Origin of the sequence: Streptomyces cavernae (assembly GCF_004023625.1) — a bacterium.
GTDB lineage: Bacteria > Actinomycetota > Actinomycetes > Streptomycetales > Streptomycetaceae > Streptomyces > Streptomyces cavernae.
In genome coordinates this window covers 42,827-65,585 of sequence record NZ_RPDJ01000048.1, presented here as the reverse complement: position 1 = coordinate 65,585, position 22,759 = coordinate 42,827, and the positions used below count along the sequence as shown (strand labels likewise).

The window sequence follows — 22,759 nt, the reverse complement described above, 5'->3', positions numbered from 1 at the left end:
GTCCGTCTCCGCCTCGCTCGGGCTCCGGCAGCAGACCGATCTGGTGGTAGTGACGAATGGCGCGCGGGGTGGTTCCGGCGAAGGCGGCGGCATCGCCGATCTTGACGTCGCGGGGAGGCATGACGAAGGGGTACATCTCAGACAGGGCCTTTCGTACTGTGGTGCCCTCGACGACACCACATGCCGCTACGGCATGTGCAACTACCCACCACCCGGACCCTGACGGGCTATCGGACGGTCCCTCGCCCTTGGTGTCCCGTCCCAAGACAGGCCCGCAATGGGAGATCCATCGAGCAGATCTGATGACACCCCGAGCAGGGGCTGGGGATTTTCAGGGTTCTGTCAGCGATCTCGTGAACGTCGAGGTCAAGCTGCTGTTGAACCGGGAATCCCCTGGTCATGGGGGCTGCGTGCTTAACGCCCGAGGGCGTGTTCTTTCCCGGGACGACGGGGGTGCGGGTTGAGAGTGTGGAGGTGCTTGCGGAGGGGACCTCGGTCCTGGTGTCCAGCGCATGCTCGTGGAGATCATGTCCGGACTGCGGTATCCCGTCCCGTCGGGTGCACAGCCGCTATGGTCGGCAGTTGGACGACCGGCCCATGGCCGGCAGGCCGGTGTTGGTCAGGCTGATCGTGCGCCGGTTCTTCTGCGACAGTCCAACCTGTCTGAGGCGCACGTTCGTTGAACAGATCGACGGCGTGACCGAGCCCTACCAGCGAGCCAGCTCCGGCCTACACGTCTGGTTACGCGCCGTCGCGGCCGAGCTGGGCGGGCGGCCTGGAGCACGGCTGTGCCGGAAACTCGCCGTCCCTGCAGGGCGGATGAGACTGCTGCGGCACCTGCATGCCCCGTCGGTCCCGGACCGGGGGGGGCGCCGCAGGTGCTCGGCGTCGACGAGTTCGCCTTCCGCCGTGGCCGCCGCTACGGAACCATCTTGGTCGACGTCGAGAGGCACCAGGTCGTCGACATCCTGCCGGACCATACCTCCGAGACACTGGCCACGTGGCTGCGCGAGCACCCCGGCGCCCAGGTCGTGTGCCGAGACCGGGCCAGCGCCTATACCCGCGCCATCAAGGAAGCCGCCCCCAATGCCACCGAAGTGGCCGAACCGGAGTTCTCGCAGTACAGGCGGCGCACCGACAGGTCGATGACGACGGCCCGGCCACCCACCGCCTCGTCCGCGACATGCCGCACGTACCGGGAGTGCACCCAGTCCGACTCCGTCCCGCACCCCGGGCAGACAGCTGCGGCATCGTCCCGGGTCCGGGCCGTGATCCGCAGCAGATCACCGCTGGCCTCCACACGATCGACCCGTACCGCGGCCAGCTGCGGTAACAGGTCTTCCAGCCGTATCGCACACACCACCAGGATGACGCCGCCAACCAGCCGACACCACAGGCCAGTTGACCCGATCACCGGCTACGAAAATCTTGGAAGACCCCAGTGATTTGTGCGGATCCCCGCCATCTGTTCAGGTGGGTATACAGGAGTCGCCGTCTGCTCGCGTTGTCAGTCGCTTGTGGGGAGGCGGTGGCGTTGGACGGCGATCGTGGCGGCGGTGGCGGCGGTTACCAGCAGGAGGGGAGCGGTCAGCAGCTGGGTGCTGGTGTCGATGCCCAAGGTGTCGCTGGCTAGGCCGGCGGCGAGGGTGCAGGCGGCTGCCGGGAGGTAGGCGCCCATGCTCAAGGACGCGTTCGCGGCTGCGAGCCGGTGGCGCGGCACCGTGGTGTTCAGCAGGGTGAAGCCGGCGAGCTGCCCGGCCCCCTGCCCAGCGCCGATAAGAGCAGCGGCGGCGTAGAGGGCGGGCAGGAAATGAGCGGAGGCAGCTGCGAAGAGGGCTGCCATACCGGCAAGGGTGGCGCATGCGCTTGTGGCGAGGGTGACCGGCAGGGCCAGGGGCCGTGCCGCGAATTGGATCGCCGTCGCCGCGGCAAAGGCGACGAAGACCAGTGCCCCGGCTGTCAGCGCAGTGGAGCCCGGTCGCAGGCTGTAGAGGAGGGAGGGGCTCAGGGCCAGGAGGAACGATCCTCCCACCAGGCCGGGGGCGAAGACGGCAATGCCGAGGGCGAGGTGTGGCACCTGCTGGCGCGGTACAGAGGGAAGCCGGATGAAGGGACCGCCCCGCTGCGGGTGCGGGCTGAGCGGCATCTTGATGGCGATCAGCAGTGACGCCGCCAGCAGAACGAGCACGGTGAGGAAGACGGGTGCGACCGGCTCGTCGACGGCATCGGTGAGGGCCCCGCCGAACAGCGGTCCGATGCCGGAGCCCAGGACGATGGCGGAGGAGGCCAGCAGCGCCGCAAGTTTCCCGCGCTGAGCACCGGCGAGGTCGGTCACGGCCGCCATACCGCAGGAGGCGACGGCCCCGACGCAGACGCCTGTAACCAGGCGAGCGACCAGCAGAACAGTGACATCGGCGGCTGCAACGAACAGTGCGCAGCTGACAAGGGACAGTGCCAAGGCGGGGACCAGGACGGGTTTGCGGCCCAACCGGTCGGAGACGGGGCCGGTGAGGAGCAGCGAGACCAGCAGTCCGGCGATGTAGATGACGAAGATCTGCGTGAGGGTGCCGTCGGAGAAGCCCATGCGCTGCTGCCAGACCGTGTAGAGCGGGGTCGCGGCGTTGGAGAGGATGAACAGCGACAGGATGGGCAGGACGGACAGCCATACCCACCAGGTGGGGGCGGTCCGTGAGGGGCTCATGGCTTTGTCGGTCGCTGCTCGGGTGTCGTTGTCAGACGTGCGACGCCGCGGGTTCTCCAGGTTGAGGGGCATGCGTGCCTCCGTGAGTCCGACGTGGTGCAGGGGGATGAGCTGGCCCCCGAGGGGCAACCTGGCGGGGCTGTCGGGGGCCGCACCAGGCCACAGCGGAGGCGTGTCCTGCCGTCGGGCACGCCTCCGCTGTGGCCTGGGGTGTTGTCAGGGCTTGTTCAGGGCGCTGTTGATGGCGTCGGCCATGGGGGCGCTGGATGCGGGGTTCTGGCCGGTGAAGAGGTTGCCGTCGTTGATGTTGAACGGCTGGTAGGGCTCGCCCTGCTCGTGGCGGGCGCCCATCTCGCGCAGGCGGCTGGCCTGGAGCCAGGGAGCGTTTTCCGCGGTGCCGAACATGCGCTCCTCCTCGTCAGTGAAGGCGGCCATACGGCGCCCGGTGAAGATCCACTGACCGTTGTCGTCGATCGCACTGAGCAGAGCGGCCGGCCCATGGCAGACCGCACCGATGACCTTCCCCGCGCGGTCGGCGGCGATCAGGAGCCGGCCGAGGTCACGGTCCTTGAAAAGGTCGACGACGGGACCGTGGCCGCCGGGCAGGACGATCGCGTCGTAGTTGTCGGCGCTGACCTCGTCCAGCTTGAGCAGCGGACCGAAGTCGCTCAGCGCCTGCTGGGCATGGGCCACATGGCGGGCGCAGTCCTCGCCGGCGACAGCGGGGTCCGCGCTGTGCTGGTCCAGAGGCTGCAGGACGCCGCCAGGAGAGGCGAAGTCGACCGTGTGCCCGGCCTGAACGAACCTCTCGTGCGGCGCGGCGAGTTCCTCGGCCCAGTAGCCGGTCGGGTACTGGGAGCCGTCGGTGCGCTCCCAGACGCTGGCGGCGGACATGACGATCAGGATCCTGCTCATTGCGTTCCCTTACTTTTCTGACAGAGATAATTACTGTGAGTAATTGTGTCTGGGTGCAGTTGGGCGGGCGAGGGCCACGTACGGGCCGGTCAGCGCGTCGACCTTCGCAGTGGCGTAGGCGTGGGCATCAGAGCCCAGCAGCTGGCAGCGGACCGCCGTCGTGGGAGGCCCGGCGGATGATGGCGTCGGCTCCCCTGACCGGGTCTCCGAGCTGGTGGCCCTGAAGCTTGATGTGGTCGTCCACCATGGCGCGAATGTTGACCACCACATCCAGGCGGCCGAAGCGCTCGACCGCACGGCCGACCGCATTCTCGACCTGGGCCTCGTCGGTCAGGTTGCCCGTCAGAGGCAGAAACCGGCTGGTGTCGACGTCCTCGCCCAGCGCCGCCGTGAGGCGCTCGGCGGACCGTGTGGTGGCCGCGACGTTGCCGCCCTGGGCGAGCAGCTGCCTGACCAGCTCCAGTCCCAGGCCGCGGGAGGTGCCGGTGACGAACCAGGTTCCGGGGGAAACGGCCGTGGAAGCCATGACGGTCCTTTGCGCATCGAGTGCTGTCGGGTCCGCCGGATCGGGTTCCTGATCCGGCGCCTGACACCACTGTGGCCCGCCAAAATCGCCCGGCGAACGCCATCATCGGCCCTGCGCAGCCTCGGTTTCGGCAGCCTAGGACTGACAGTCCCAGCTATGACGGCCCTTCCTGCCGCACGTCGGCCACACTGATGTCGTGGCCTTGCACAACCGCGAACTCGCGGACTTCCTCAAACGCGCCCGTGCCCAGTGCGACCCCGCACGAGCCGGCCTGCCCCCCGACGGACGCGTCCGCCGCGTACCCGGGCTGCGGCGAGAGGAGGTCGCGGGCCTGGCCGGTGTCTCCGCCGACTACTACGCCCGCCTCGAACAAGGGCGCCGCATCACCCCTTCTCCCGCTGTCGTCGAAGCCATCGGCCACGCCCTCGGCCTCGACGCCGCGAGCCAGGCCCACCTCAACGACCTCATCGGCACCGCCACCGCCCCCGTACGGCGGCGCACCCCCAGCATGCAGCGCCTGCGCTCCGGCCTCCACCAGCTGCTGGAGTCCCTGGACGGCACCCCCGCCCTCATCATGGGACGCCGCACCGACATCCTCGGCGTGAACCGGATGGCCAAAGCGCTCTTCACCGACTTCGACGCCATGCCGCCCGGCGAGCGGGACTATGCTCGCTGGCTCTTCCTCGACCAGAACGCGCGCACCCTGTTCGCCGACTGGGAGATCCAGGCCCGCGCCGCGGTGGAGAACCTGCGCCTGGACGCCGACCGCGAACTGCACCGAGTGCCGCTCGATCCCGCACCCGCCCGCCGGATGCCCGTGCCTCCCCGCAGGACGGTGGTGCCACGGCTTCCACGCCGCCACCCTCGACCAGCGCCGTATCGCCGAATGGTGGGGCGCCCATCCGGAGTTCGGTGTTGGTGTCGCCTGTGGTCCGGCCAGCCTTGTTGTCATCGACATCGACGCCCACCCCACCCAGCCGCCCACCCGCGACCGGATTCTGCCCGGCATCCCGATCGGCGACCACGTCGACCTCACCGGCCTGGCCAACGGATTCCACACTCTGGCCATCCTGGCCGCCCTACGCGGCCAGCACAGCCCAGCGGACGACGACACCAAGCTGCGCGTACGCACGCCCTCAGAAGCCATCCGCTTACCGATCAACGGGCTTGTCTGGTCGAACGGGGGTCCTGATCGGGTGATCGTGGTGGGGTCCACGCATGGAAGCAGGGCCTCTTGGTAGTTCGGGGGTGCGATCCCGTCCGAAAAGTTCCAGGAGGCCCTGTTGCCGCAGTCTTTCGCGCTCGGGTCTGTGGAGTCCAACTCGTCGTCACGGACGTGTGACTGCCTCGCGCACAGGTTCGGCAATGCGGTGGATGGCCCGCAGCGTCTGCCACGTTATGGCTCGGACATGACGGAGACGGAATGGCAGGTCGTCCGGGCATCGCTGCCGATCCCGGCTTGGTTGGAGGGGCGGGGCGGCCGGCCGGAGAGTTAGGGGTCCTTGCACTATGCCCGCGCGGGTCGCGTGGTCTGGCACCGCTCCCCCAAGCTCTCGGCTGCGCTCGAGCAGGGGGCACCCCCATCGCCGCGTTGCCAAAAGGTCCTAGTAGCTCCGCTACGAGGACCTTCCGGCGCCTTGCGATGCACGGCACCAGACCACGCGACCTCATCGGACGCTCATAGTGCAAGGACCCCTTACTGCCACCGGGTGATGCTGGATCAATGCCCCGAAGTTAAGGCTCTGTTGACGGTGTCAAGGCCTCGAGAAGAGGGATCTTGTACGTACTCGGTGCCGTACGGATGAGTCGGCCGTTGCGCGCCCAGTAGCAGAGCTGCGCGTTGAAGCCGCTCAGCACACGCCCGGTGGCGATGAGGCCGAGATGCCCTGCGATGTCGCGGGCGTGCATGGCCTGGTTGGAGTTCTCCGCCAAGATCCGGCAGACCTGTCCCCAGCGGCCGGAAGGGGCCCGGTCTGGGGCATGCGTGGTGGGGAGAGCCGGTGGATGCACGGTGATCACAACGGGGTGATCGGCGTACTGTCGCGAGGCCGCCCGTCGCGGTTCCAGATGTTGTAGCGAGATGTACCGCACTTGACGATGCGAGCGGACAGCCGCATTCGGCGCTTGGGCAGCAACGCCTTCAGGACGCGGGTGCCAATGTGTCCAACCAGGTCAAGGCGTCCGCTCGGAGTTGCGGCCGCAGCCGTCCCAGCGACGCCAACGACCGTGTCGCGCGCGTCCTCCAGGGCCACGGTGAAGCCGGCCCGGTCGGGATCGCAGCCGGGCACTGTCTCCACTGCGGTCACCATCATCGAGCGCAGAGCCTGGTAGATGGTCAGGAGTGCCCACATCTCCTGGGTGAGGCCCACCGGGTCCTTCGACCGTAGAACGCGCCCTTTGAGCAGGGTGTGACGCAGTCAGATAGGCGGTCTCGATCTCCCAGCGCTCGTGATAGAGACCGACCAGGCGGTCTGCAGGGTCGGTGCGGTGGTCGCTCAGCGTGGTGAGCAGACGATAAGTTCCGCCGAAGTCGTCGCCGTCGGCGGTACGGGAGCGGATCTCGGCCTCGATCACCCTCAGTCGGACGCCGCCGATCCGGGTGAGGTAGGAGCCGTCGGGCAGCAGCGCAAGCACCGGTGGACGCCGGGTGCTGGTGGCACGGATCAGCAACTGCGCCCCCTGAGCCACGACGTCTGCGAGCAGTTTGTTGCTGTCGAAGGCGCGGTCAGCCAGCAAAAGCATGTCCGAGGTCAGGTGGCTGACCAGCTCGTGGGCGTAGTCGGTTTCGCCCTTCGAGGCGGGTCCGAAGGCGGCGGTGATCAGGCCCCGGGTGCTGGTTTCGCACAGGTCATCAACATCAGCCGGGGGTAGCCGGAAGGGCCATGGCGGCGTGGCGTGCGGCCGAGCCAGGACCGGTTGCGCTCGTGGTCGGGGACGTTCAAGCTCCCACAGCCGTCGAAGGCGACCGTCCGCCAGCGGCGGTAGCACACTCCGGGGGTGGACGGCTGGGCCAACGGGCCCGCCAGCACCTCGAACAGCCGCTGGAACGGGACCACTCCGATCCTCCGACGCAGATCGCGAAGGGCCTTCTCCGACGTCTGCGGCACCGCGGCAGCCAGTCCGGCCACGAGTTTTCCCCACACCAGCCCGGCACCCAGGTGCTCGAACAACCCGAGCGCGAGCACGATCGCTGGGACCGCCTCCAGTCCCAGGGCCGCAGCCAGCTGCTGGCACCGCATGCCCTCCCGGCCCGCTTCCGACTGCAGCACCGCCACGATCCGCTGGTAGTCCGGCGAGAGGACCGACGCCGTCATGCCGTCGGCCCGGTGCGGCACCAGTGATCCCGTGACAGCACTTCGCACCGGATCTGCGACCGCGGACGGCGGCCCGGCCAGTACCTCGGCCACCGTTGCACGGGCATCCACCAGCCGCTGAAGTGCGTGTTCCGCCTCACCAAGCACGACTTGGAGCCGCTCGGCCTCCTCCCGCAGTCGCGCCACCTCTTCCCGGATCTTCTTCTCCCGGGCCTCCAGCAGACCGAGCACCGACGGCACCAGCCACCTCCACAACGCGAGCGGACGAATCGCCCCATCTCTCCTGCCCCACAGCGGAGTTCATGCCCATCACAGTCGAACCAACGGATTACGTTCGGAAAGCGGATGGCGTCTCACCGGTGCGGGACGGTTTACTTACGCCGACCGGCTCGACGATGCCGTCTGGCTGGAGGTGACCGCCCGCACCGTGGCCCGGCAGCCGGAGGTGGAGGCGCCCTACGCGGTCGCCGAACGGGCAGCACGCCACCCCGACTCGGCCGATGGTCTGCTGATCGCCGCGGCCATGCTCGGCGCCCAGGTGGACGTTTTCCACCGGCAGGAGATCCAATGGCCGCTGCGAGAGGCCCAGGACAAGCCCAGGGGTCGGCGTACTGAGAAAAGTGCTCAGCCGTACAGACGAACGTGCTCAGTCGTGGGACCGGGACGACGACCCTGCGGCCGTGTCGGTGTCCGCGGGTGTCCATGACTGGCCGGCGGTCTGCCCCTGGAGCACGCGAGCATAGACTCTCAGGAATGCGGATCGGCGAGCTGTCCAAGCGCACGGGCGTGAGTCCGCGCTCGTTGCGGTACTACGAAGAGCAGGGCCTGTTGACCAGCTCACGCTCCGATACGGGGCAGCGGCACTATTCCGCTGCAGCGGTCCAGCGCGTGTCGCTCATCCAACAGCTGTTCGACGCGGGTATGTCCAGCCGGGTGATCGCGACTGTGCTGCCGTGTGTGGACGCCCCGGGTGACCTGGGCGTCGCCGAGGAGACGTTCACGGCGATGATGCGCCAGCGCGACCAGATCGATGCCGACATCGCGCACCTGATCGAGACCCGGGATGCGCTCGACGTGCTGATCAGGGCCAACAGCCGGCACCGGGCGAAGCTGTCCATGTCGCCGGAGTCGGCGGCACGGTCGGTCTGATGCTGTGACCTGCATCTCAGTCCGTTGCCCCTGACATCGATGTGAGAGGTGAGGATGGCTGCGGAGCCCGGAATCACCGGGTCGGTCACACGGGAGGCGGCAGAAGATGGGGCAGGCGTGGGGTTTCGGCAGGTATGGCGGGCCCGAGGTGCAGGAGTTCTTCGATCGTCACGATCCCGTTCCCGGTCGCGGCGAGGTGCTGATCCGGGTCGACGTGGCCGGCGTGAATCCCCTCGACCACATGTTGCGCTCGGGTCTGGTCGACGGGCTCGACGGCGGGCGTCCGTTTCCCCGTGTGCTGGGCATGGAGGCAGCGGGAACCGTTCTCGCCCGGGGTGAGGACGTAAACGGGCTCGAGGTGGGTGACGCGGTCTTCGGCTTCGCACTCACCGGTGGCGGCACCTACGCCGAGACGACGGTGCTGTCCGCGCCGAACACCGCGCGCATCCCGTCGGGCCTGTCCGCGACCGTGGCGGCAACGCTGCCCGTGGCCGGGACGACCGCGGTGGACGTGCTCGACCAGCTCGGCCTCCCGGCCGGTGCCACGGTCCTGGTGAACGGGGTCGGGGGCGGGGTCGGCCTCGTCGTCGCCCGGCTGGCCATCGGGCGCGAGCTGCGTGTGATCGGCACCGGGAGTACTGCCAAGCGCGAGCAGGCCGAGGCCATCGGTGTGCAGTTCATCGACTACACCGCCGAGGACGTCGCCGCCGCGGCACGCGAGCTGGTTCCGGACGGCTTCGACGGGATCGTCGATCTGGCCGGAGGCACCTCGCTGCGGAAGGTCGCTCCGCTGGCCCGAGATTCCCGCAACGTCATCGCCGTGGGTGATATGTCTGTGACCGATCTCGGTGGGCGTTTCGTCGAGCGGCGCCTCGACCGGGAGAACTTGGAGCGGTCCGCCCGGCTGGCCCTCGACGGAGTCCTCGCACCCGTGATCACCGCGGTCCATCCGCTCTCCGACGCCCCGGCCGCCCTCGCCACCGTCGAGAACGGTCACACCTCGGGCAAGGTTGTCATCAAGGTGGCATGAGAAGTGCCCGGCCGCCCGGCGCCGTCGACCGTCCATTGCAGACTGGCGAGAGCCCGTGGTCAGCGCATCCCCAACTGAGCGTGTTCACCTCTGTACGGGGTTGAGCACGTTCAGGCGTACGCCGGAACCAGGGGGCGCCCTGAGACCAAGCCGGGGCTGCGGAGCCGCTATACCCCGTTCGCGCATCCCGCGCGGCCGGTTACCGGGGGCGGTTAGGGTGAGTGCGGCGGGCGCCGGGGGGGTGGCGTGCGCAGACACGGCACGCTGGAGGTAACCATGGGGTTGCGCCCGACGCACCTCGGTTATGCCTACCAAGATCTGCTCACTGCGCTGCGTCTGGTGGACCTGGCGGTGGGACGTGCGAGGTCGGTGACCGTGGACGTGAAGATGTTCGCCGGGGACCGGTTCGATGACATCACGTGTGAGTGGGGCACCGGCAGCCGCGAGCGATTGCAGATCAAGCACACGGATCACGACCGCGCGTTGTCGGCGGAAAGTTTCATCAAGGACAGCCGGGGTCTGCGTTCGGATCTCCTTTTCTCCTCCATCGACCGTGACCTCACCTCACAGCCCGCTACCTCGCACCGTCTCGTGGTCCGTGACACGGAGCCGGACGAACCTGATCTGATGCGGGTGTTGCAGCCGGTCGGTGGCGGCATCGATCCGGGGCCGGCGCTGCACGGCCTGGGCAGCAAGCGGTTCCGGTTCGACGCCGCCGCGCTGCGGGCCCACGATCCGTGGAAATCCATGCTCGCCGCTGTCAGCGACGAGGTGCTCCAGCGTGCCTGTGCCTGTCTGATCGTCGACACGGGTGTTGCGGCATGCTCGCTCAACATCGGCGAGCCCGGGCCGGCCGAAGCGGCCCTGCTGCACCGCATCACCGAGGAACTCGGTGCCGGACGGCCGCCGAACCGGACCCGTACGGCCGAGGACGTGGCGCTGGCTCTCATCGAGACGGCCAAGGCGGCCCGCAGCCGGACGGGCACGGTGACGGTCGAGGACTTAGGTCGAGCGCGCCCGGCTCAGTCACTCACTCATGAGGCAGTTCCGTGCGAGTTGACCGCGTGAGCACTCACCGGCGGGCGTCGACGAGCCGCCGCATGCCAGAGTGAAGGCCGGGACCCCGGCCCCGGCCTTCACTCACTCCGCCCGCAGAGGATCACCCCTCCCCGAACAGACAGGCTCAACTGCGCGCTGCCGACTCCTGCTCTTCGGGCATCTCCTTGTACGCGAGGTGACCAACCGCCCAGTGGGCCCGGCTCAAGTTGCCGTGCAGGTCGCCCGCGAGGTCCCGCGCCCTGCCGGAAGACTCGGTGAAGCGCTTGAGCACGTCGTCGAGCGGCTCGCCCCGGCAGTCGGACATCAGGCGCCCCCTGTCGTGGAGGCCCTGGACGGAGGTTCCGACGAGGTCGAGGGCGGTCCTCATCTCCCCCGCTGTACGGGTGAGATAGCTGTAGATGCGGTACGCCTCCCCCGGGTACTCCACCCCGCGGCCCTGAAGGGCGGCGACGAGTGCGACGAGAGAGCGGGCCGCGCCCTCTGCGAGCTGCTCAAGGTTCTCGGTGTTCTCGCTCATGTGGTCCGGTTCTCCTTGCAGGGGGTGGCGGTTCGCAGACGGTCGACGAAAGGGCTGAGGGCGTGTACGGCCGGCATGCATACCGGATCGGTCGGCATTCCGGCGGGGAGCAGTAGGCCGTACAGCAGGGCCGATCCCCTCTGGCGGACCCTCTCCGCCAGCGGTGTGGACGCCGACTTCAGCACCGGGTCGCGCGGCAGCCGCATCCCTGATGGCGGTGAAGTCCGGCAAGCCCCGCTGGCCGGGCAGAAGGCCCGAGGTACTCGGGTTCGTAATGCGTCCACAGCTTCAGCGCGTCGTCCAGGAGCGCCGCGCGGTCCGAGCGGGACATCCTCTCGACCATGACCGGCAACAGGTGGGCGTCACCTCCGTGCAAGCGGACATGCTTGACGAACAAGAAGAACCGGATGGACTTGGCGGCGGGACTTCCCGCGTCCGGCTCGTGGGCCACGTGCAGGTTGTAGACGGACGCGGCTGTCACCGCGAGCGCGATCGGATCCTCGTCGTCGAGGAGCTTCGCCGCGAGGGACTCCTGGCACGGTGCGCACCGCTGGATGCACGCGCCGATCAGCCCGGAAGCAGTCCGCATGTCCGGCGCGGTACCCACTCCCCCACCGGCTGGGGTCGGCCGGCTGGAGGTCCTTGGGAGACGGGCCGCTGTCGTGCTGGTGGAGAGTGCCGGCGTTGGCGGCGGCGTACGCGGCACCCTGGCGGCGGCTCTTGTTCCTCGCTCGGCTCCTGCGGCCGTGGCTGCTGGTCATACGGCTCTCACCATTCCCGCGCCCGGCCCCATGACCCGATGCGCGCGATGAAGAGCAGCATGCAAAGGCTCGACGGCCGTGCGGCCGCCGGAAGTTGACGTGCCTCTCACACTGATGCTCACAGTCCGGACCCTCGTGTGGGGTCCGCGGGCACCTTGCCGTGGCGCGACCTGGTCATGGGCCAGGGTGCGGGCTTGGGCCGATGTGTCGGCCGCTGCCCGCACCCTACCGCTCGGCGACCGGACCCGGGAACCGATGGCCACGGGACGCCGGAAGGCTGCGATCGGCAGGTACGGCCCGATGACTCCCAGGCGGCGTCCGTCAGTTGCACTCGCGTCACGCAAGAAGGCCTACCGGTCCAGGCCCCACCGTGAGGGCGAATCCCGTAGATTGATCACGACTCGATACGCCCCCCACGCTCGTGACAAGCGCGAGTTCGCCCAACCGCCCGTCACAACACGGCCGTTGACCTGCACGAATCACGATGAAACTTCCTCAGTGCCTTCCCCATGGCGCCGACCTGTCCGTCCACACCCGAGCGCACCGCATGCGGGGTCGGCTCAGGGAGGCAACTCCAGCCAGGTGAGAAGCCTGTGCTGGTCGTGGCGCCTCAACTCCACACGCCAGGCGATGTGCGCCAGGGCAGCGCCGCGAGCACCTCGGCTGCTTCGGAGGGGCGTCGAAAGGGACCTGCCGTCGAAAATTCCCGGCCTCGCTCTCTTCTCTCATGCACTCTCTTCGCTGAGGCGGTCAACTGCCCACGGCAGGAGCTCCTTGGCCACCGCAAGACTGAACGGCCTCACCAGCGAACGGAGTTCGGCGCAGGCGGCAGGACCGAGCGTGATGTAAGGGAGGGCGGCCAGCCTGTCAGTGGTGTGCTCGATCTCCGCCCTGCGCCGCGTACCGTCCTCGGTCAAGGCCAGGTGAGGTCCGTCGTCGAGCCATCCACGCTCACGCAGGTTCTGCACGGCCTGTTCCCACTGCTCCGGCGTCCATGCCCGCGAGTCGCGCAGCACCCCTGCGTCGATGTCGCCTCCGGCGGCGTGCGTGACGAGAGCCTCGATCCCGCTCAGTCCGGCAGTCAGTAGTGCCGCCACGTGACCGTCGCCACGGAACTCCCGCAGCAGGGTCTGCGCGTGCCAGAGCACGAGGTGGGGTGCGCTCGGCCACGGCAGTGCGGCGTGCGCGGCGAAGAGAGGGCGGCCTTGTGGGTGGCGCACGGTCACTTCAGCCGCGGCACGAGCCAGTTCCGCCGCGCGGGCGAGCGCCGGTGAGGAGACGTCCGCGCCGAGGATGCGGCGGAGCGTGGTATCGATCCCGGTGAGCCGGGCGGCGGCGAACCTCTGGGGCGTGGCGGCTTCCCATGCCGCGGGTATGGCTCGTCGCACCAGTTCGGGATTGAAATTGTAGAACGTGGCGATGACCAGATCCGCCGGAGCGGCGCCGAGCGCGGCGGAACGGGACGCGAAGTACCCCGTCCTGGCGTCAACGCCCAACTCGGCGTACTGGCCTGCGGCTTCGGGCGAGAAGTAGACAGCCCCGTGGTAGGGCTCGAGAGCTCTCCAGGTCCGGCGTGCGAGGGCCAGGCTGTCGCGGTCCGTGTTCTGCGTCATGAAGGGCTCTCCGTCCTGTGGCGGATGAAACGTTGCTGTTCAGTCATGGGGAGGTCCCTAACTCTGGTGAGACAGGCGGGTGGATGACGAGCTTCCCGGTCAACTTGCCGTCGAGCATGAGCTGGAAGCCCTTGTGGATGTCGGTGAGGGGTAGCGTCCGGTCGATGACCGGGCGGACTCCGGTGGCCTCGAGCATGCGGAGCATGGCGACCAGTTCGGTGCGGGTGCAGCCGGTGGAGCCGATGATGCGCTGCTGGAGGTAGAAGACGCGTCCCAGGTCGGCGGGCGGGTTGGCGCCGCTCGTGGCCCCGGCGATCACCACCGTGCCGCCGGGCCGCAGCGACTTCAGAGAGTGTGACCAGGTCGCCTCGCCCACCGTCTCGATGACGACGTCCACCCGCTCCGGCAGCCGCTCGCCGCTGGGCAGTGCCTCACGCACGCCCCAGGTGAGCGCCTCGGAGCGCTTGTCCGCGCTGCGGCTGGTGGCGAAGACGACAGCCCCGGCCGCCACCGCCAGCTTGATCGCGGCCGAGGCGACGCCGCCGCCCGCGCCCTGCACCAGCACCCGGTCGCCCGCCTGGATCCGGGCTTGGGTGAACAGCATGCGGTACGCCGTCGTCCAGGCGACCGGCAGGCAGGCGGCCTCGTCGAAGGACAGCCAGGGGGGCTTCGGGATTAGGTTGCGGATGGGTACGGTCATGTACTCGGCGAAGGCGCCGTCGTGCTGTTCGGACAGCAGCGCCCGGTTCGGGTCCAGCGTCTCGTCGCCGAAGCCGGCGTCCGGGTCGCCGATCACCGGGTGGACGATGACTTCGTTGTCGTCCTCGTCGTATCCGGCGGCGTCGCAGCCGAGGACGATCGGCAGGCGCTCCGGGGGGTGTCCGACGCCCCGCAGCGTCCACAGGTCGTGCATGTTCAGTGAAGAGGCCACGACGCGGACCCGGGACCACCCGGGCTTCGCACGGGGCTTCGGTATGTCGCGCAGGACCAGTCCCGACAGGGGGGCGGTGGCGCTCTGGGAGATGGCGGTTGCGGCAAGCACGGGGCCACGTTACTGACTTCGGCTCAAGTCGCGAATTGCTGCGCATGGCACGAGCCCCGGACAGTCCGCTGCGTCATGCACTCATGGGGCGTGCCCGACGCCATGAGGGCGCAGGCGATGCGCACCCGGCGTTGCGCATCGGGCAAGCCTCCTAATCAACGGCGGATCTGCTGATCAAGGGAGAGATGCCAAGTGAGCGAGACGATCGGGCAGGAGTCCGTGGACGTCGTCTCCGGCCTGGAGGCAGGGGCCGACGACTACGTGGTCAAGCCCGTCGACACCGCCGTGCTGGTGGCCCGGATCCGTTCGCTGCTGCGGCGGGCCACATTCACCCCGGCCCCCGGCCCGGCGGCCGGGCCCGTGGCCGATCGTCCGGACCTGTCGGACCAGCTGGACCCGCCGGACCGGTCGGGGAGGCCCGGCCTCGACCGGCACGCTCCGCTCGTCATCGGCGACCTGGTCATCGACACGGGCGGCCTGGAGGTGTTCCGGGCCGGTGAACCGGTCGCGCTGGCCCCCACCGAACTGCGGCTGCTGCTGGAGTTCGCCGCGAACCCGGGCATCGTGGTGGACCGGCAGACCCTGCTGCGCGACGTGTGGGACTACGGCTGGGACGGTGACAGCCGCGTGGTCGACCTGTGCGTGCAGCGCCTGCGGAAGAAGATCGGGGCCGAGCAGATCGAGACCGTCCGCGGCTTCGGGTACAAGCTGCGGCGCTGACGTGGAGACCGTACACGCGCTGGTGCACTGGCGTTCGCTGCGCTCGAAGATCGCGCTGCTCGTCACCGTGGCGTGCTGTGCCATCGCGGTGACCGTCGGACTGCTGGTCCACCGCAGCACCTTGGAACGGTCGATGAACGACGGTGCGGCCGAGGCCTTGACCCAGTTGTCCGACGCTGTGGAGGACTACGAGCGGGACGGCGTCCCGCCCGACGGTCTGGTCGTCTCGATCGGGGAGATGCCCGACGAACTCCTGCGCCGCCTCCAGGACCGGCAGGGCGGGGCGGTCGGCTCCGCCACCCGGTACGCCGGCGACCACCCCTCGATGTGGGCCGTTCGGACCCTCCGTAGCGCTCCCGTGGCGGTGAGCGCCGACATGACCTCCGACCTGCTCACCCGGCGGGCGCTGGACCGGCACATGTGGAAGTACTCCCTGGCGGCGCTGGCGGTCGTCGTACCGCTGTCGGCGCTCGCCGCCGAGTTGCCGAACCGGAGGCTGCGCCGGGTGGCGCGGACCGCCCGCCGGATCGCCGGGGGGCGACCTGACCGCCAGGACCGCGGCCGGTGGCCGGGGCGGTGACGAGATCACCGAGATCTCGGCCACCGTCGACTCGATGGCCGACAGTCTGCGCGAACGTCTGCTGACCGAGCAGCGCTTCACCGCCGACGTCGCCCATGAGTTGCGTACGCCACTCATGGCCTTGGTGACCGCGAGCGGGCTGCTTCCCGAGGGCGAGACCACCGACCTGGTGCGTGACCGGGTGGGGGTGCTGCGGACGCTGGTGGAGGAGCTGCTGGAGATCTCCCTGCTCGCCGCGGGCGCTGAGCGGGCCGAACTCAGGCCCGTACCGCTCGCCGAGATGGTCGGAGAGTCCGTGGCCCGCACCGGGCTGGACACGCGGTTCACCGCCACCGGTGCCCTGTCGGCGGAGACCGATCCGCGCCGGCTCGACCGGATCGTCGCCAACCTCGTCGTCAACGCCCACCGGCACGGCCACACGCCCGTCGAGGTCGAGGTGGCCGGGACGACCGTGACCGTACGGGACCACGGCCCGGGCTTCCCGGCGGAGCTGCTCGCGGACGGCCCGCAGCGATTCCGCACGGGTGCGTCGGAGCACGGCCACGGGCACGGCCTCGGGCTGACCATCGCGCTGGGGCAGGCCCGGGTCATCGAGGCGTCGCTGGAGTTCGCGAACGCTCCCGATGGCGGGGCGCTCGCCACCCTCCGGCTGCCGCCTGCGGGCTGACGCCGAACGGCCGATACCGAACGGATGCCCGGCCGAGCGGTGCTCGATCCGTGGCCGGAGCCGAGCGGAGATCCGCCCCGCGGAAGGTGGTCGACGTGCGTACGCCGCGCACCCGCCCCCTTGGAGGTGTCCCTCCCATGTCACCGGTTCCCTTTTCCGGAGAGCCCGGCGCAGGCCGGGCCCAGCCCTCGTGGTCCACCGGCTCATGGCTCCCGCCCCGCCGGCACGACCGGTCCGGGCGGCGCTTCACGGCCGGCCTGGCCGCGGGCGCCACCGCACTGGTCACCCTGGCGGTTCTTGCCGTCGCCGTGCTCACCTCCGGCACCAGCCCGGCAACCGGAGCGGGTTCGCTGCCGTGGCCGGCCGGGGGGCAGACGAGCGTGGTGGTCGAGGGCCTCGGCGCCCACGGTGACCTCGGTACGCGGGGCGAGCGGACACCGGTGCCGATCGCCAGCGTCACCAAGGTGATGACCGCCTACGTGGTCCTCCGCGACCGTCCGCTGCGCGCGGGCGAGGACGGCCCCCTCGTCACCGTCGACCGGACCGCCGCGAACGAGTCAGGCTCGGGCGTGGAGTCGAGCGTGCCGGTCAGGGAGGGTATGCGGCTGAGTGAACGACAGCTGCTAGAACTGCTGTTGATCCCCTCCGGCAACAACACCGCCCGGCTGCTGGCCCGCTGGAACGCCGGCCCGCAGGAGGCCTTCGTCACGAAGATGAACCGGGCCGCCCGTGACCTGGGCATGCGCCACACCACGTACACCGGCGCCAGCGGTATCGAACCCACGACCACCAGCACCTCGGCCGACCAGCTGAGGCTGGCCAGCTGGGAGGTGTTCCGGACCATCGTCGCCATGCCCAGCGCCTCCGTGCCCGGTGTCCCCGGGACGATCCGCAACACCAACACCCTGCTCGGCACGGCGAGCGTGACCGGCCTCAAGACCGGCTCCAGCACTCCCGCCGGCGGCGCCCTGATGTGGGCGGCCACCGCGTCCGACAAGGACGGCCGGGACCGGCTGATCCTCGGAGTGGTGCTGCACCAGCGCGCCGGCACCGACCCCCGGCAGGGGCTGCGGGCCGCTCTCGCCACGAGCCACGCGCTGATCGAGGGCGTACGGCGATGGCTGTCGACGACCTCGCCCGGGACACGGTGAGACGGCAGTGACAAACTCCGTCGACACCGCGCCCGCCCGGCCGGAACCTGATTCCATCCGCCCGCGGAACGAGGACACCGGCGTCCGGCGGCCGCCGCTGGTCCTGGGCTCGCTCGCGGTCCTGGCCACGCTGGTGATGCTGGGCCACGCCCTCGTCCCCAACCGGGTCGGCCGTCTCGGCAGCCTCGTCGAGACCTTCCTGCCCTGGACGGGTCTGGCCGTGCCGCTGCTGCTCCTGTGCACGCTGGCTCGCCGGTCCAGGGCCGCCGCCGTGTCCGTGGCCGTGCTGCCAGCCGTCGTCTGGTGCTCGCTCTTCGGCGGGACACTCGTCGACAAACGGGAGGATGGCGGCAACCTGACCGTCGTGACGCACAACGTCAACGAACACAATCCGCGGCCGGTGCGCACGGCCCGTGCCCTGGCCGCCTCCGGCGCGGACGTCGTGGCTCTCGAAGAGCTGGGCGGCCCGTCGACAGCGGCGTACGAGAGAACGCTGGCCGGCACCTACCCGTATCACTCCGTTCAGGGCACGGTCGGTCTGTGGAGCAGGTATCCGGTCGCCGACGCCCGTGCGGTCGACATCGCGCCCTGGCCACGTGCCCTGCGCGCCACCGTCCGCACGCCCGAGGGACCGGTCGCGGTATTCGTCGCCCATCTGATGTCCGTCCGCTTCACCGCCGGCTCGGGGTTCACCTCCGACGCACGTGACGCGGCCGCTCGGCGACTCGCCGCCGCCGTGCGCGCCGAGCCGCTCTCCCGCACGATCCTCGTGGGCGACCTGAACGGCACGACCGATGACCGGGCGTTGTCCCAGCTCACCTCCCACCTGCGGTCCGTGCAGGCCGAGTCGGGCGCGGGGTTCGGTGCCAGCTGGCCGGCCTCGTTCCCGGTGGCCCGGATCGACCACATCCTCGTGCGCGGTGTGGAGCCGCGGTCCGCCTGGACCCTCCCGGCCACCGGCAGCGACCACCTGCCGGTGGCGGCGTCGGTGCGGGTGTGAGCGCGGGCTTCCGGAACGGGCTAGCTTGAATTACGACGGCCTTGGCGGCGGCTTGCAGCCGGGCCAGCCGGGCGGTGCCACCCGGGGCCTCGCCGAGGCCTACACAGGCCCTGGCCATCGACCTCACCCGCAGATCCACACCCGCCGAGGGCGGCTTTTGCACCTTCCAGCCCGTCGTCAACGGTGGCGCATGTCCATGGGGTCTGAACTGCCACAGCTGCGAGGAGTTCGTGATGTCCGGAGCGGACCTCGTCTACTGGCACCGCAAGCGCGAGCAGTGGTGGATGCTCGCCGAGCGAGCGCCGGACAGCGCGACCGCCGACTACCTGCACGAGGTATGCGAACCCACGGCCCGGGCGATCGCCGGCCTGGAGAAGGCCCTGGGGAGCTTCGGCCGCCTCCTCGAAGAGGCGCTCTCGCTCGACCTCCGCCGCCGCAGGACTACTTCGGGCGAGTCTGGAGCACGACGTTCCGGGCGCGTGAACTCGCGGAACTCGACACGGAGGGCGAGGTCGCATGAAACCTCACGCCACTACGGCGGCGATCCAAAGCCACCCGTCGGCACCTCCTCCCGAAAGCGCACGTCGAACCACTGCAGGGGCAGCACCTCGCGCTCGGCCGGCACCAAACCGAAGGTGGCGGACGGCGGCAGCGGCTCCCCGTCCAACAGCACGTCGTAGCCGACGTGTCGGGACGGCCGGGGCAGCCGGCGGCCCACACTGTGCACCGCGACCTTCTCCACGATCTCGTCCATGGTGTCGTCGGCGTCGACGGCGACCAGATGCGGGAGGAAGCCGCCCACGACGCGTCCGATGATCGGGAACAGTGCCATGAGAGATCTCCTCGCTCAGCGGATCAGCGCGGCCGAACGCGACCCGGCCTGCCCGGTGGCGTAGTCCTTGGCCCAGGCGTAGTTGTAGACGTCATCGCCCATCACCTCGGGGGTGAGCCCCATCCAGGCCAGCCCGCCGCCCAGGTCGGCGGGCTGGATCTGGCCGCCGATGAACCGGTCGACGACGTTCTGGTGCCCCGCGTAGCGCTCCGGGTCCTGCTCGAAGCACCACTGCGAGACCGCCGAGTCGAAGCTGTACAGCCGCCCGTTGTGGACCAGTTGGTGCGGGGCGAGGTCGTGCCGGGACGTCGCGGAGCCGAGCGGCAGCTGGGTGAGGTTGCACAGCGCGGGCAGGGTGGTCGGCAGGGTGTCCTGGAGGCGGCCGTTGTTGACGTTGTCGATGATCTCGTCCCACAGGACGCCCCAGTTCTCCTCCCAGGTGAGGTACTTCTCGTTCAGCCAGGCCCGTTCTTCCCTGGAGACCCCCGCGTTGGGCTTCCAGAACAGCGTCGGCCGCCAGAACCAGGTGCCGAGGTGCATCGCGTGGTGACCGTTCTCCAGCGAATGCAGGAACTGGTCCCAGTACCAGGGTTTGCTCAGGCCGTAGTAACTGCCTCGGCCCCATCCGGTACATCAGCGGCGCCAGCCGCATCGGGGCGACGCCCAGGGCCGCGACCGCGCCGGACCGAGCGGTCGACTCCATCGACGTCACCGTCCCCACCCACGCGTCGGCGGTGCTCACCTTCGCCTCGGGAGCCATCGCCACGACGTTGATGAGCTTCGACCTGTGGGGCACGGAACTGCCCTACCTGGAGATCTACGGCACCGAGGGCATGCTGTCCCTGCCCAACCCAACCACTTCGGCGGCGAGTCCCGCTCAAGCGGCACGGCGACGCCGAGTGGACGGTCCTGGAACCCGTGGTCGGGCTGTTCGGCGCGGTCGGCACCCGCGAGCAACTCCGCCGCGGCCTCGGCGTACGCGATCTCGCGAACGCCGTCGAAGGCGGGCCGCACCGTGCGAACGCAGCCTTCGCCTTCCATGTCCCCGAAGGGCTGAGCGCCGTGGAGGAGGCCTCCCGGCAGAACCAGATGGTGTAGCTCGGCAGCACCTGCGAGCGCCCGGAGCCCCGGTACTCCGCCTGACGACACGCCAAGTGCGCTCAACCCGATCCAGTGGATGGCCACCGGCGACGGCTGGATCGACCCGTCCAGGGCACCCGAGCGGAGGCGGCTGCCGGCCCTCGTCAAACAGGCCGGCTTCGAAGCGCGGTCGCCTCCGCGCGCTGGATGCACACCCGTTTCGGCGAGTCCGCTCACCGAACCCGGACACCCGAGCCCGCACACCGAACCCGGTCACCGACTTCTGGGAACTTCCTGGGAATCGGGACGGCGGACCTCCGGTGCCCGCCCCGTGATCTGCGTGGCCCTCCCGCCGGCTCTCAGAAACCTCCCAGAACCTCTCCGGAACGTGGCACCCGAGGCCGCCAGTCTGTGCGGACCAGTGGCACGCGACACCGTAACTCCCCTGTACGGCGGCCGCGTGCCTCACTGCGAGCGAAGCGGAGTGTTCGCCACATGTCTGCCATCACGTCCCGTCACCGCACCCCGCGCGGTTCCGGCCCGCGCCCCGGACCCCACGGCCCGGCCCGGCCCGTACCGCAGGGCCCGACCGAGCCCTGGCGGAACGCCCTGGAAGGGGCGGCGGCCGGACTGTGCGCGGTGGTCGCCATGGCGGCCGTGGCCGCGTCGGCGCTGGCCCTGCTCGACGCGGGGTCGATCGGATCGCTGTGGTCGCTGACGATGGCGGTGACTGCCATGGCCGTGGGTGGCTCGGTGAGCGCGGGGCCGGGCGGGTCCGGAGACACGGGGACGATGGGCGGCTCCGGACTTGCCGGACTCTTCGGCGGCGGTGGTGACATGGGCCCGTCGATGAACGGGTCGGCCGATGTGGTGCCACTGGGAGTGACGCTGGTCGGAGCCGTCGTGCTGTGGTACGCGTTCTCCCGACGACTGCGGCAACACCGCTTCGGCGCCGGCGAGTTGGCCCTGCGGTCGGCAGGGGCGGGCGGCACGGCGCTGCTCGCCGTGATGATCGTGGCGGCCCTCGGCCAGGGGACGGTCACCATGCCCAGGTCGGCGATGAGCGGGCTCGGCGGTGGCCTGGACATGGACACCGAAGGATCCGGAGGTGGCCTCGGCGGTGGCTTCGGGGGCGGCTTCGGCGGTGGCGAGGGCAATCCGCTGGGCGGGCTGTTCGGCGCCGGTGGCGCTACGGCGGGCCACTCGGCGATGACGTACGAAGTGCACCTGGGACGGGCCGCGTTGGGCGCAATGCTGTGGGTGGCGGTCTCCCTCGCGGTGGGATGCCTGATCAGCCGCCGGGCGCGACTGCCCCTCGGCGGTGCGCTGGACGGGCTGCGGTCCGCCTGGGGCCGGGGCCTCTCGGCTGTTGTCCGTACGCTCCTCGTCATGGCGGCCCTGCCGCTGATGGCGCTGGTGCTCGTCGGGGCGGTGGCGGGCGGCCGGGCCGGGACGGCGGCCGGTGCCGCGCTGCTGCTGGCCCCGAACGCCCTGGCCGTGTTCCTGACACTCGGCGTCGGATCGCCGTGGACGGCCGGCGTGCACCCGGTGCGGAGCGAAGGCGGCAATCCGCTCACCGCCCTGATGGGTGCCCTCGGCGGAAGGGGCGACGGGCAGGAGCCCACCGTGCAGCCCGACCGCACCGAGCACCTCCAGTCCCTGTCCGCGGGCGGCTGGCCGCTGTGGCTCGCGGCCCTCACCGTGACCGGCGTCATCCTGCTCGGATGTGCCTACGCCACCGCCCGCGCCGCGCACCCGGCCCACACCCGCCCGCTGCACCCCTACCGGGGCCCGCTGGCCCGGCACATCGGCCTGGCCGAGCGGATCGGCGTCGTCACGGCAGTAGTCCTCGGCGGCGCCGCCTGGTCGGCGGGGGCATCCGGGCGGTTCGGCATTACCGTGTTCGGCAGCGAACTGGTGGGCATGCGGGCCGAACTCAGCGGCAGAGTGCTGTGGACGGCCGCGCTCGGGCTGCTCGTCGGGACACTGGCCGGACTCGCCGGAAGCCTGCTGTCCGCGGCGTATGCGGCGGCGCGTGAAGGCCGTGGATCGCGCTGAACGCGCCGCACTTGGCGACGTGGACCGCGGTGACCTGGGGCGCC

At 70.1% G+C, this 22,759-nt stretch carries 21 protein-coding genes and 8 pseudogenes; 14 read left to right on the top strand and 15 right to left on the bottom strand.

What is annotated here, in order from left to right; genetic code table 11:
* A partial coding sequence (locus EF387_RS40460; RefSeq protein WP_155589817.1) for a MerR family transcriptional regulator occupies positions 1-136 on the bottom strand: 136 nt, incomplete at its 3' end.
* Positions 137-399: 263 nt separating this feature from the next.
* Between EF387_RS40460 and EF387_RS50270 the strand changes: the two are divergent.
* Positions 400-639: pseudogene (locus EF387_RS50270) on the top strand (hypothetical protein); the annotation flags it as partial.
* 149 nt (positions 640-788) lie between these two features.
* Positions 789-1,043 (top strand): annotated as a pseudogene (locus tag EF387_RS50265) (transposase); the annotation flags it as partial.
* Between the two features lie 11 nt (positions 1,044-1,054).
* On the opposite strand, the gene EF387_RS40450 reads toward EF387_RS50265, so the two are convergent.
* The 4 genes from EF387_RS40450 to EF387_RS40435 all read right to left on the bottom strand — a co-directional run bounded on the left by EF387_RS40450 (position 1,055) and on the right by EF387_RS40435 (position 4,142).
* Positions 1,055-1,414, bottom strand: a complete 360-nt coding sequence (locus tag EF387_RS40450) for a transposase family protein (RefSeq protein ID WP_128381596.1) — start codon at positions 1,412-1,414, stop codon at positions 1,055-1,057.
* 93 nt (positions 1,415-1,507) lie between these two features.
* A complete protein-coding gene (locus EF387_RS40445; protein ID WP_162467305.1) occupies positions 1,508-2,701 on the bottom strand; it encodes an MFS transporter in 1,194 nt (397 codons plus the stop codon).
* Positions 2,702-2,917: 216 nt separating this feature from the next.
* Complete coding sequence (locus tag EF387_RS40440) at positions 2,918-3,616, bottom strand: type 1 glutamine amidotransferase domain-containing protein (protein WP_128381594.1); 699 nt, start codon at positions 3,614-3,616, stop codon at positions 2,918-2,920.
* A 127-nt stretch (positions 3,617-3,743) separates the two neighbouring features.
* On the bottom strand, positions 3,744-4,142 hold the full coding sequence (locus tag EF387_RS40435; RefSeq protein ID WP_238431976.1) for an SDR family NAD(P)-dependent oxidoreductase: 399 nt from the start codon (positions 4,140-4,142) through the stop codon (positions 3,744-3,746).
* A gap of 196 nt (positions 4,143-4,338) precedes the next feature.
* On the opposite strand from EF387_RS40435, the pseudogene EF387_RS48910 reads away from it, so the two are divergent.
* Both EF387_RS48910 and EF387_RS50260 read left to right on the top strand, forming a co-directional pair.
* Positions 4,339-4,914 (top strand): annotated as a pseudogene (locus EF387_RS48910) (helix-turn-helix transcriptional regulator); the annotation flags it as partial.
* On the top strand, positions 4,808-5,383 hold the full coding sequence (locus EF387_RS50260) for a bifunctional DNA primase/polymerase (RefSeq protein WP_420802682.1): 576 nt from the start codon (positions 4,808-4,810) through the stop codon (positions 5,381-5,383). The pseudogene EF387_RS48910 and the gene EF387_RS50260, both read left to right, overlap by 107 nt.
* 493 nt (positions 5,384-5,876) lie before the next feature.
* Here the strand turns inward: EF387_RS50260 and EF387_RS48900 are convergent, their stop codons facing one another.
* From EF387_RS48900 to EF387_RS48885, 4 genes and pseudogenes are all read right to left on the bottom strand, one after another.
* Positions 5,877-6,074 carry a hypothetical protein gene (locus tag EF387_RS48900; protein WP_162467302.1) on the bottom strand — a complete coding sequence of 66 codons (198 nt, stop codon included), beginning with the start codon at positions 6,072-6,074 and terminating at the stop codon, positions 5,877-5,879.
* 83 nt (positions 6,075-6,157) lie between these two features.
* Positions 6,158-6,511 carry a hypothetical protein gene (locus EF387_RS48895; protein WP_162467301.1) on the bottom strand — a complete coding sequence of 118 codons (354 nt, stop codon included), beginning with the start codon at positions 6,509-6,511 and terminating at the stop codon, positions 6,158-6,160.
* A gap of 115 nt (positions 6,512-6,626) precedes the next feature.
* Positions 6,627-6,962: pseudogene (locus EF387_RS48890) on the bottom strand (IS4 family transposase); the annotation flags it as partial.
* Positions 6,962-7,696, bottom strand: a complete 735-nt coding sequence (locus EF387_RS48885) for a transposase domain-containing protein (RefSeq protein ID WP_238431975.1) — start codon at positions 7,694-7,696, stop codon at positions 6,962-6,964. The pseudogene EF387_RS48890 and the gene EF387_RS48885, both read right to left, overlap by 1 nt.
* A gap of 513 nt (positions 7,697-8,209) precedes the next feature.
* On the opposite strand from EF387_RS48885, the gene EF387_RS40420 reads away from it, so the two are divergent.
* The 3 genes from EF387_RS40420 to EF387_RS40410 all read left to right on the top strand — a co-directional run bounded on the left by EF387_RS40420 (position 8,210) and on the right by EF387_RS40410 (position 10,703).
* Positions 8,210-8,605 carry a MerR family transcriptional regulator gene (locus tag EF387_RS40420; RefSeq protein WP_128381592.1) on the top strand — a complete coding sequence of 132 codons (396 nt, stop codon included), beginning with the start codon at positions 8,210-8,212 and terminating at the stop codon, positions 8,603-8,605.
* A 106-nt stretch (positions 8,606-8,711) separates the two neighbouring features.
* Positions 8,712-9,635: an NADP-dependent oxidoreductase gene (locus EF387_RS40415; RefSeq protein WP_128381591.1), complete on the top strand. Its 924-nt coding sequence runs from the start codon at positions 8,712-8,714 to the stop codon at positions 9,633-9,635.
* Between the two features lie 276 nt (positions 9,636-9,911).
* Positions 9,912-10,703 (top strand): hypothetical protein, encoded by a 792-nt coding sequence (locus EF387_RS40410; RefSeq protein WP_128381590.1) that lies wholly within the window; start codon positions 9,912-9,914, stop codon positions 10,701-10,703.
* A gap of 115 nt (positions 10,704-10,818) precedes the next feature.
* Here EF387_RS40410 and EF387_RS40405 read toward each other — a convergent pair whose 3' ends face one another.
* From EF387_RS40405 to EF387_RS40390, 4 genes are all read right to left on the bottom strand, one after another.
* Positions 10,819-11,211 (bottom strand): hypothetical protein, encoded by a 393-nt coding sequence (locus EF387_RS40405; RefSeq protein ID WP_128381589.1) that lies wholly within the window; start codon positions 11,209-11,211, stop codon positions 10,819-10,821.
* A 178-nt stretch (positions 11,212-11,389) separates the two neighbouring features.
* The gene (locus tag EF387_RS40400; RefSeq protein ID WP_128381588.1) at positions 11,390-11,800 is read right to left on the bottom strand and encodes a hypothetical protein; all 411 of its coding nucleotides are present in this window, start codon (positions 11,798-11,800) and stop codon (positions 11,390-11,392) included.
* Positions 11,801-12,697: 897 nt separating this feature from the next.
* On the bottom strand, positions 12,698-13,585 hold the full coding sequence (locus EF387_RS40395; protein WP_128381587.1) for an SCO6745 family protein: 888 nt from the start codon (positions 13,583-13,585) through the stop codon (positions 12,698-12,700).
* Between the two features lie 43 nt (positions 13,586-13,628).
* Positions 13,629-14,627, bottom strand: a complete 999-nt coding sequence (locus tag EF387_RS40390) for a zinc-binding dehydrogenase (RefSeq protein WP_128381586.1) — start codon at positions 14,625-14,627, stop codon at positions 13,629-13,631.
* 213 nt (positions 14,628-14,840) lie between these two features.
* On the opposite strand from EF387_RS40390, the pseudogene EF387_RS40385 reads away from it, so the two are divergent.
* The 4 genes and pseudogenes from EF387_RS40385 to EF387_RS40370 form a co-directional block, all read left to right on the top strand.
* A pseudogene (locus EF387_RS40385) lies at positions 14,841-15,347 on the top strand (response regulator transcription factor); the annotation flags it as partial.
* Position 15,348: 1 nt separating this feature from the next.
* A pseudogene (locus EF387_RS40380) lies at positions 15,349-16,594 on the top strand (ATP-binding protein).
* A gap of 137 nt (positions 16,595-16,731) precedes the next feature.
* Positions 16,732-17,745, top strand: coding sequence for a D-alanyl-D-alanine carboxypeptidase family protein (locus EF387_RS40375; protein ID WP_128381585.1), 1,014 nt, complete (start codon positions 16,732-16,734; stop codon positions 17,743-17,745).
* Positions 17,746-17,800: 55 nt separating this feature from the next.
* Positions 17,801-18,745 (top strand): endonuclease/exonuclease/phosphatase family protein, encoded by a 945-nt coding sequence (locus tag EF387_RS40370; protein ID WP_238431977.1) that lies wholly within the window; start codon positions 17,801-17,803, stop codon positions 18,743-18,745.
* Positions 18,746-19,277: 532 nt separating this feature from the next.
* On the opposite strand, the gene EF387_RS40360 is transcribed toward EF387_RS40370, so the two are convergent.
* Together EF387_RS40360 and EF387_RS40355 are read right to left on the bottom strand one after the other, a co-directional pair.
* Positions 19,278-19,577, bottom strand: coding sequence for a toluene-4-monooxygenase system B family protein (locus EF387_RS40360; RefSeq protein WP_128381583.1), 300 nt, complete (start codon positions 19,575-19,577; stop codon positions 19,278-19,280).
* A gap of 15 nt (positions 19,578-19,592) precedes the next feature.
* Positions 19,593-20,183: pseudogene (locus EF387_RS40355) on the bottom strand (YHS domain-containing protein); the annotation flags it as partial.
* Positions 20,184-20,311: 128 nt separating this feature from the next.
* On the opposite strand from EF387_RS40355, the pseudogene EF387_RS50255 reads away from it, so the two are divergent.
* The 3 genes and pseudogenes from EF387_RS50255 to EF387_RS40345 all read left to right on the top strand — a co-directional run.
* A pseudogene (locus EF387_RS50255) lies at positions 20,312-20,356 on the top strand (hypothetical protein); the annotation flags it as partial.
* A 139-nt stretch (positions 20,357-20,495) separates the two neighbouring features.
* The gene (locus tag EF387_RS47690; protein ID WP_202918525.1) at positions 20,496-20,675 is read left to right on the top strand and encodes a hypothetical protein; all 180 of its coding nucleotides are present in this window, start codon (positions 20,496-20,498) and stop codon (positions 20,673-20,675) included.
* 477 nt (positions 20,676-21,152) lie between these two features.
* Positions 21,153-22,715, top strand: coding sequence for a streptophobe family protein (locus EF387_RS40345; protein WP_128381582.1), 1,563 nt, complete (start codon positions 21,153-21,155; stop codon positions 22,713-22,715).
* Positions 22,716-22,759: the final 44 nt, after the last annotated feature.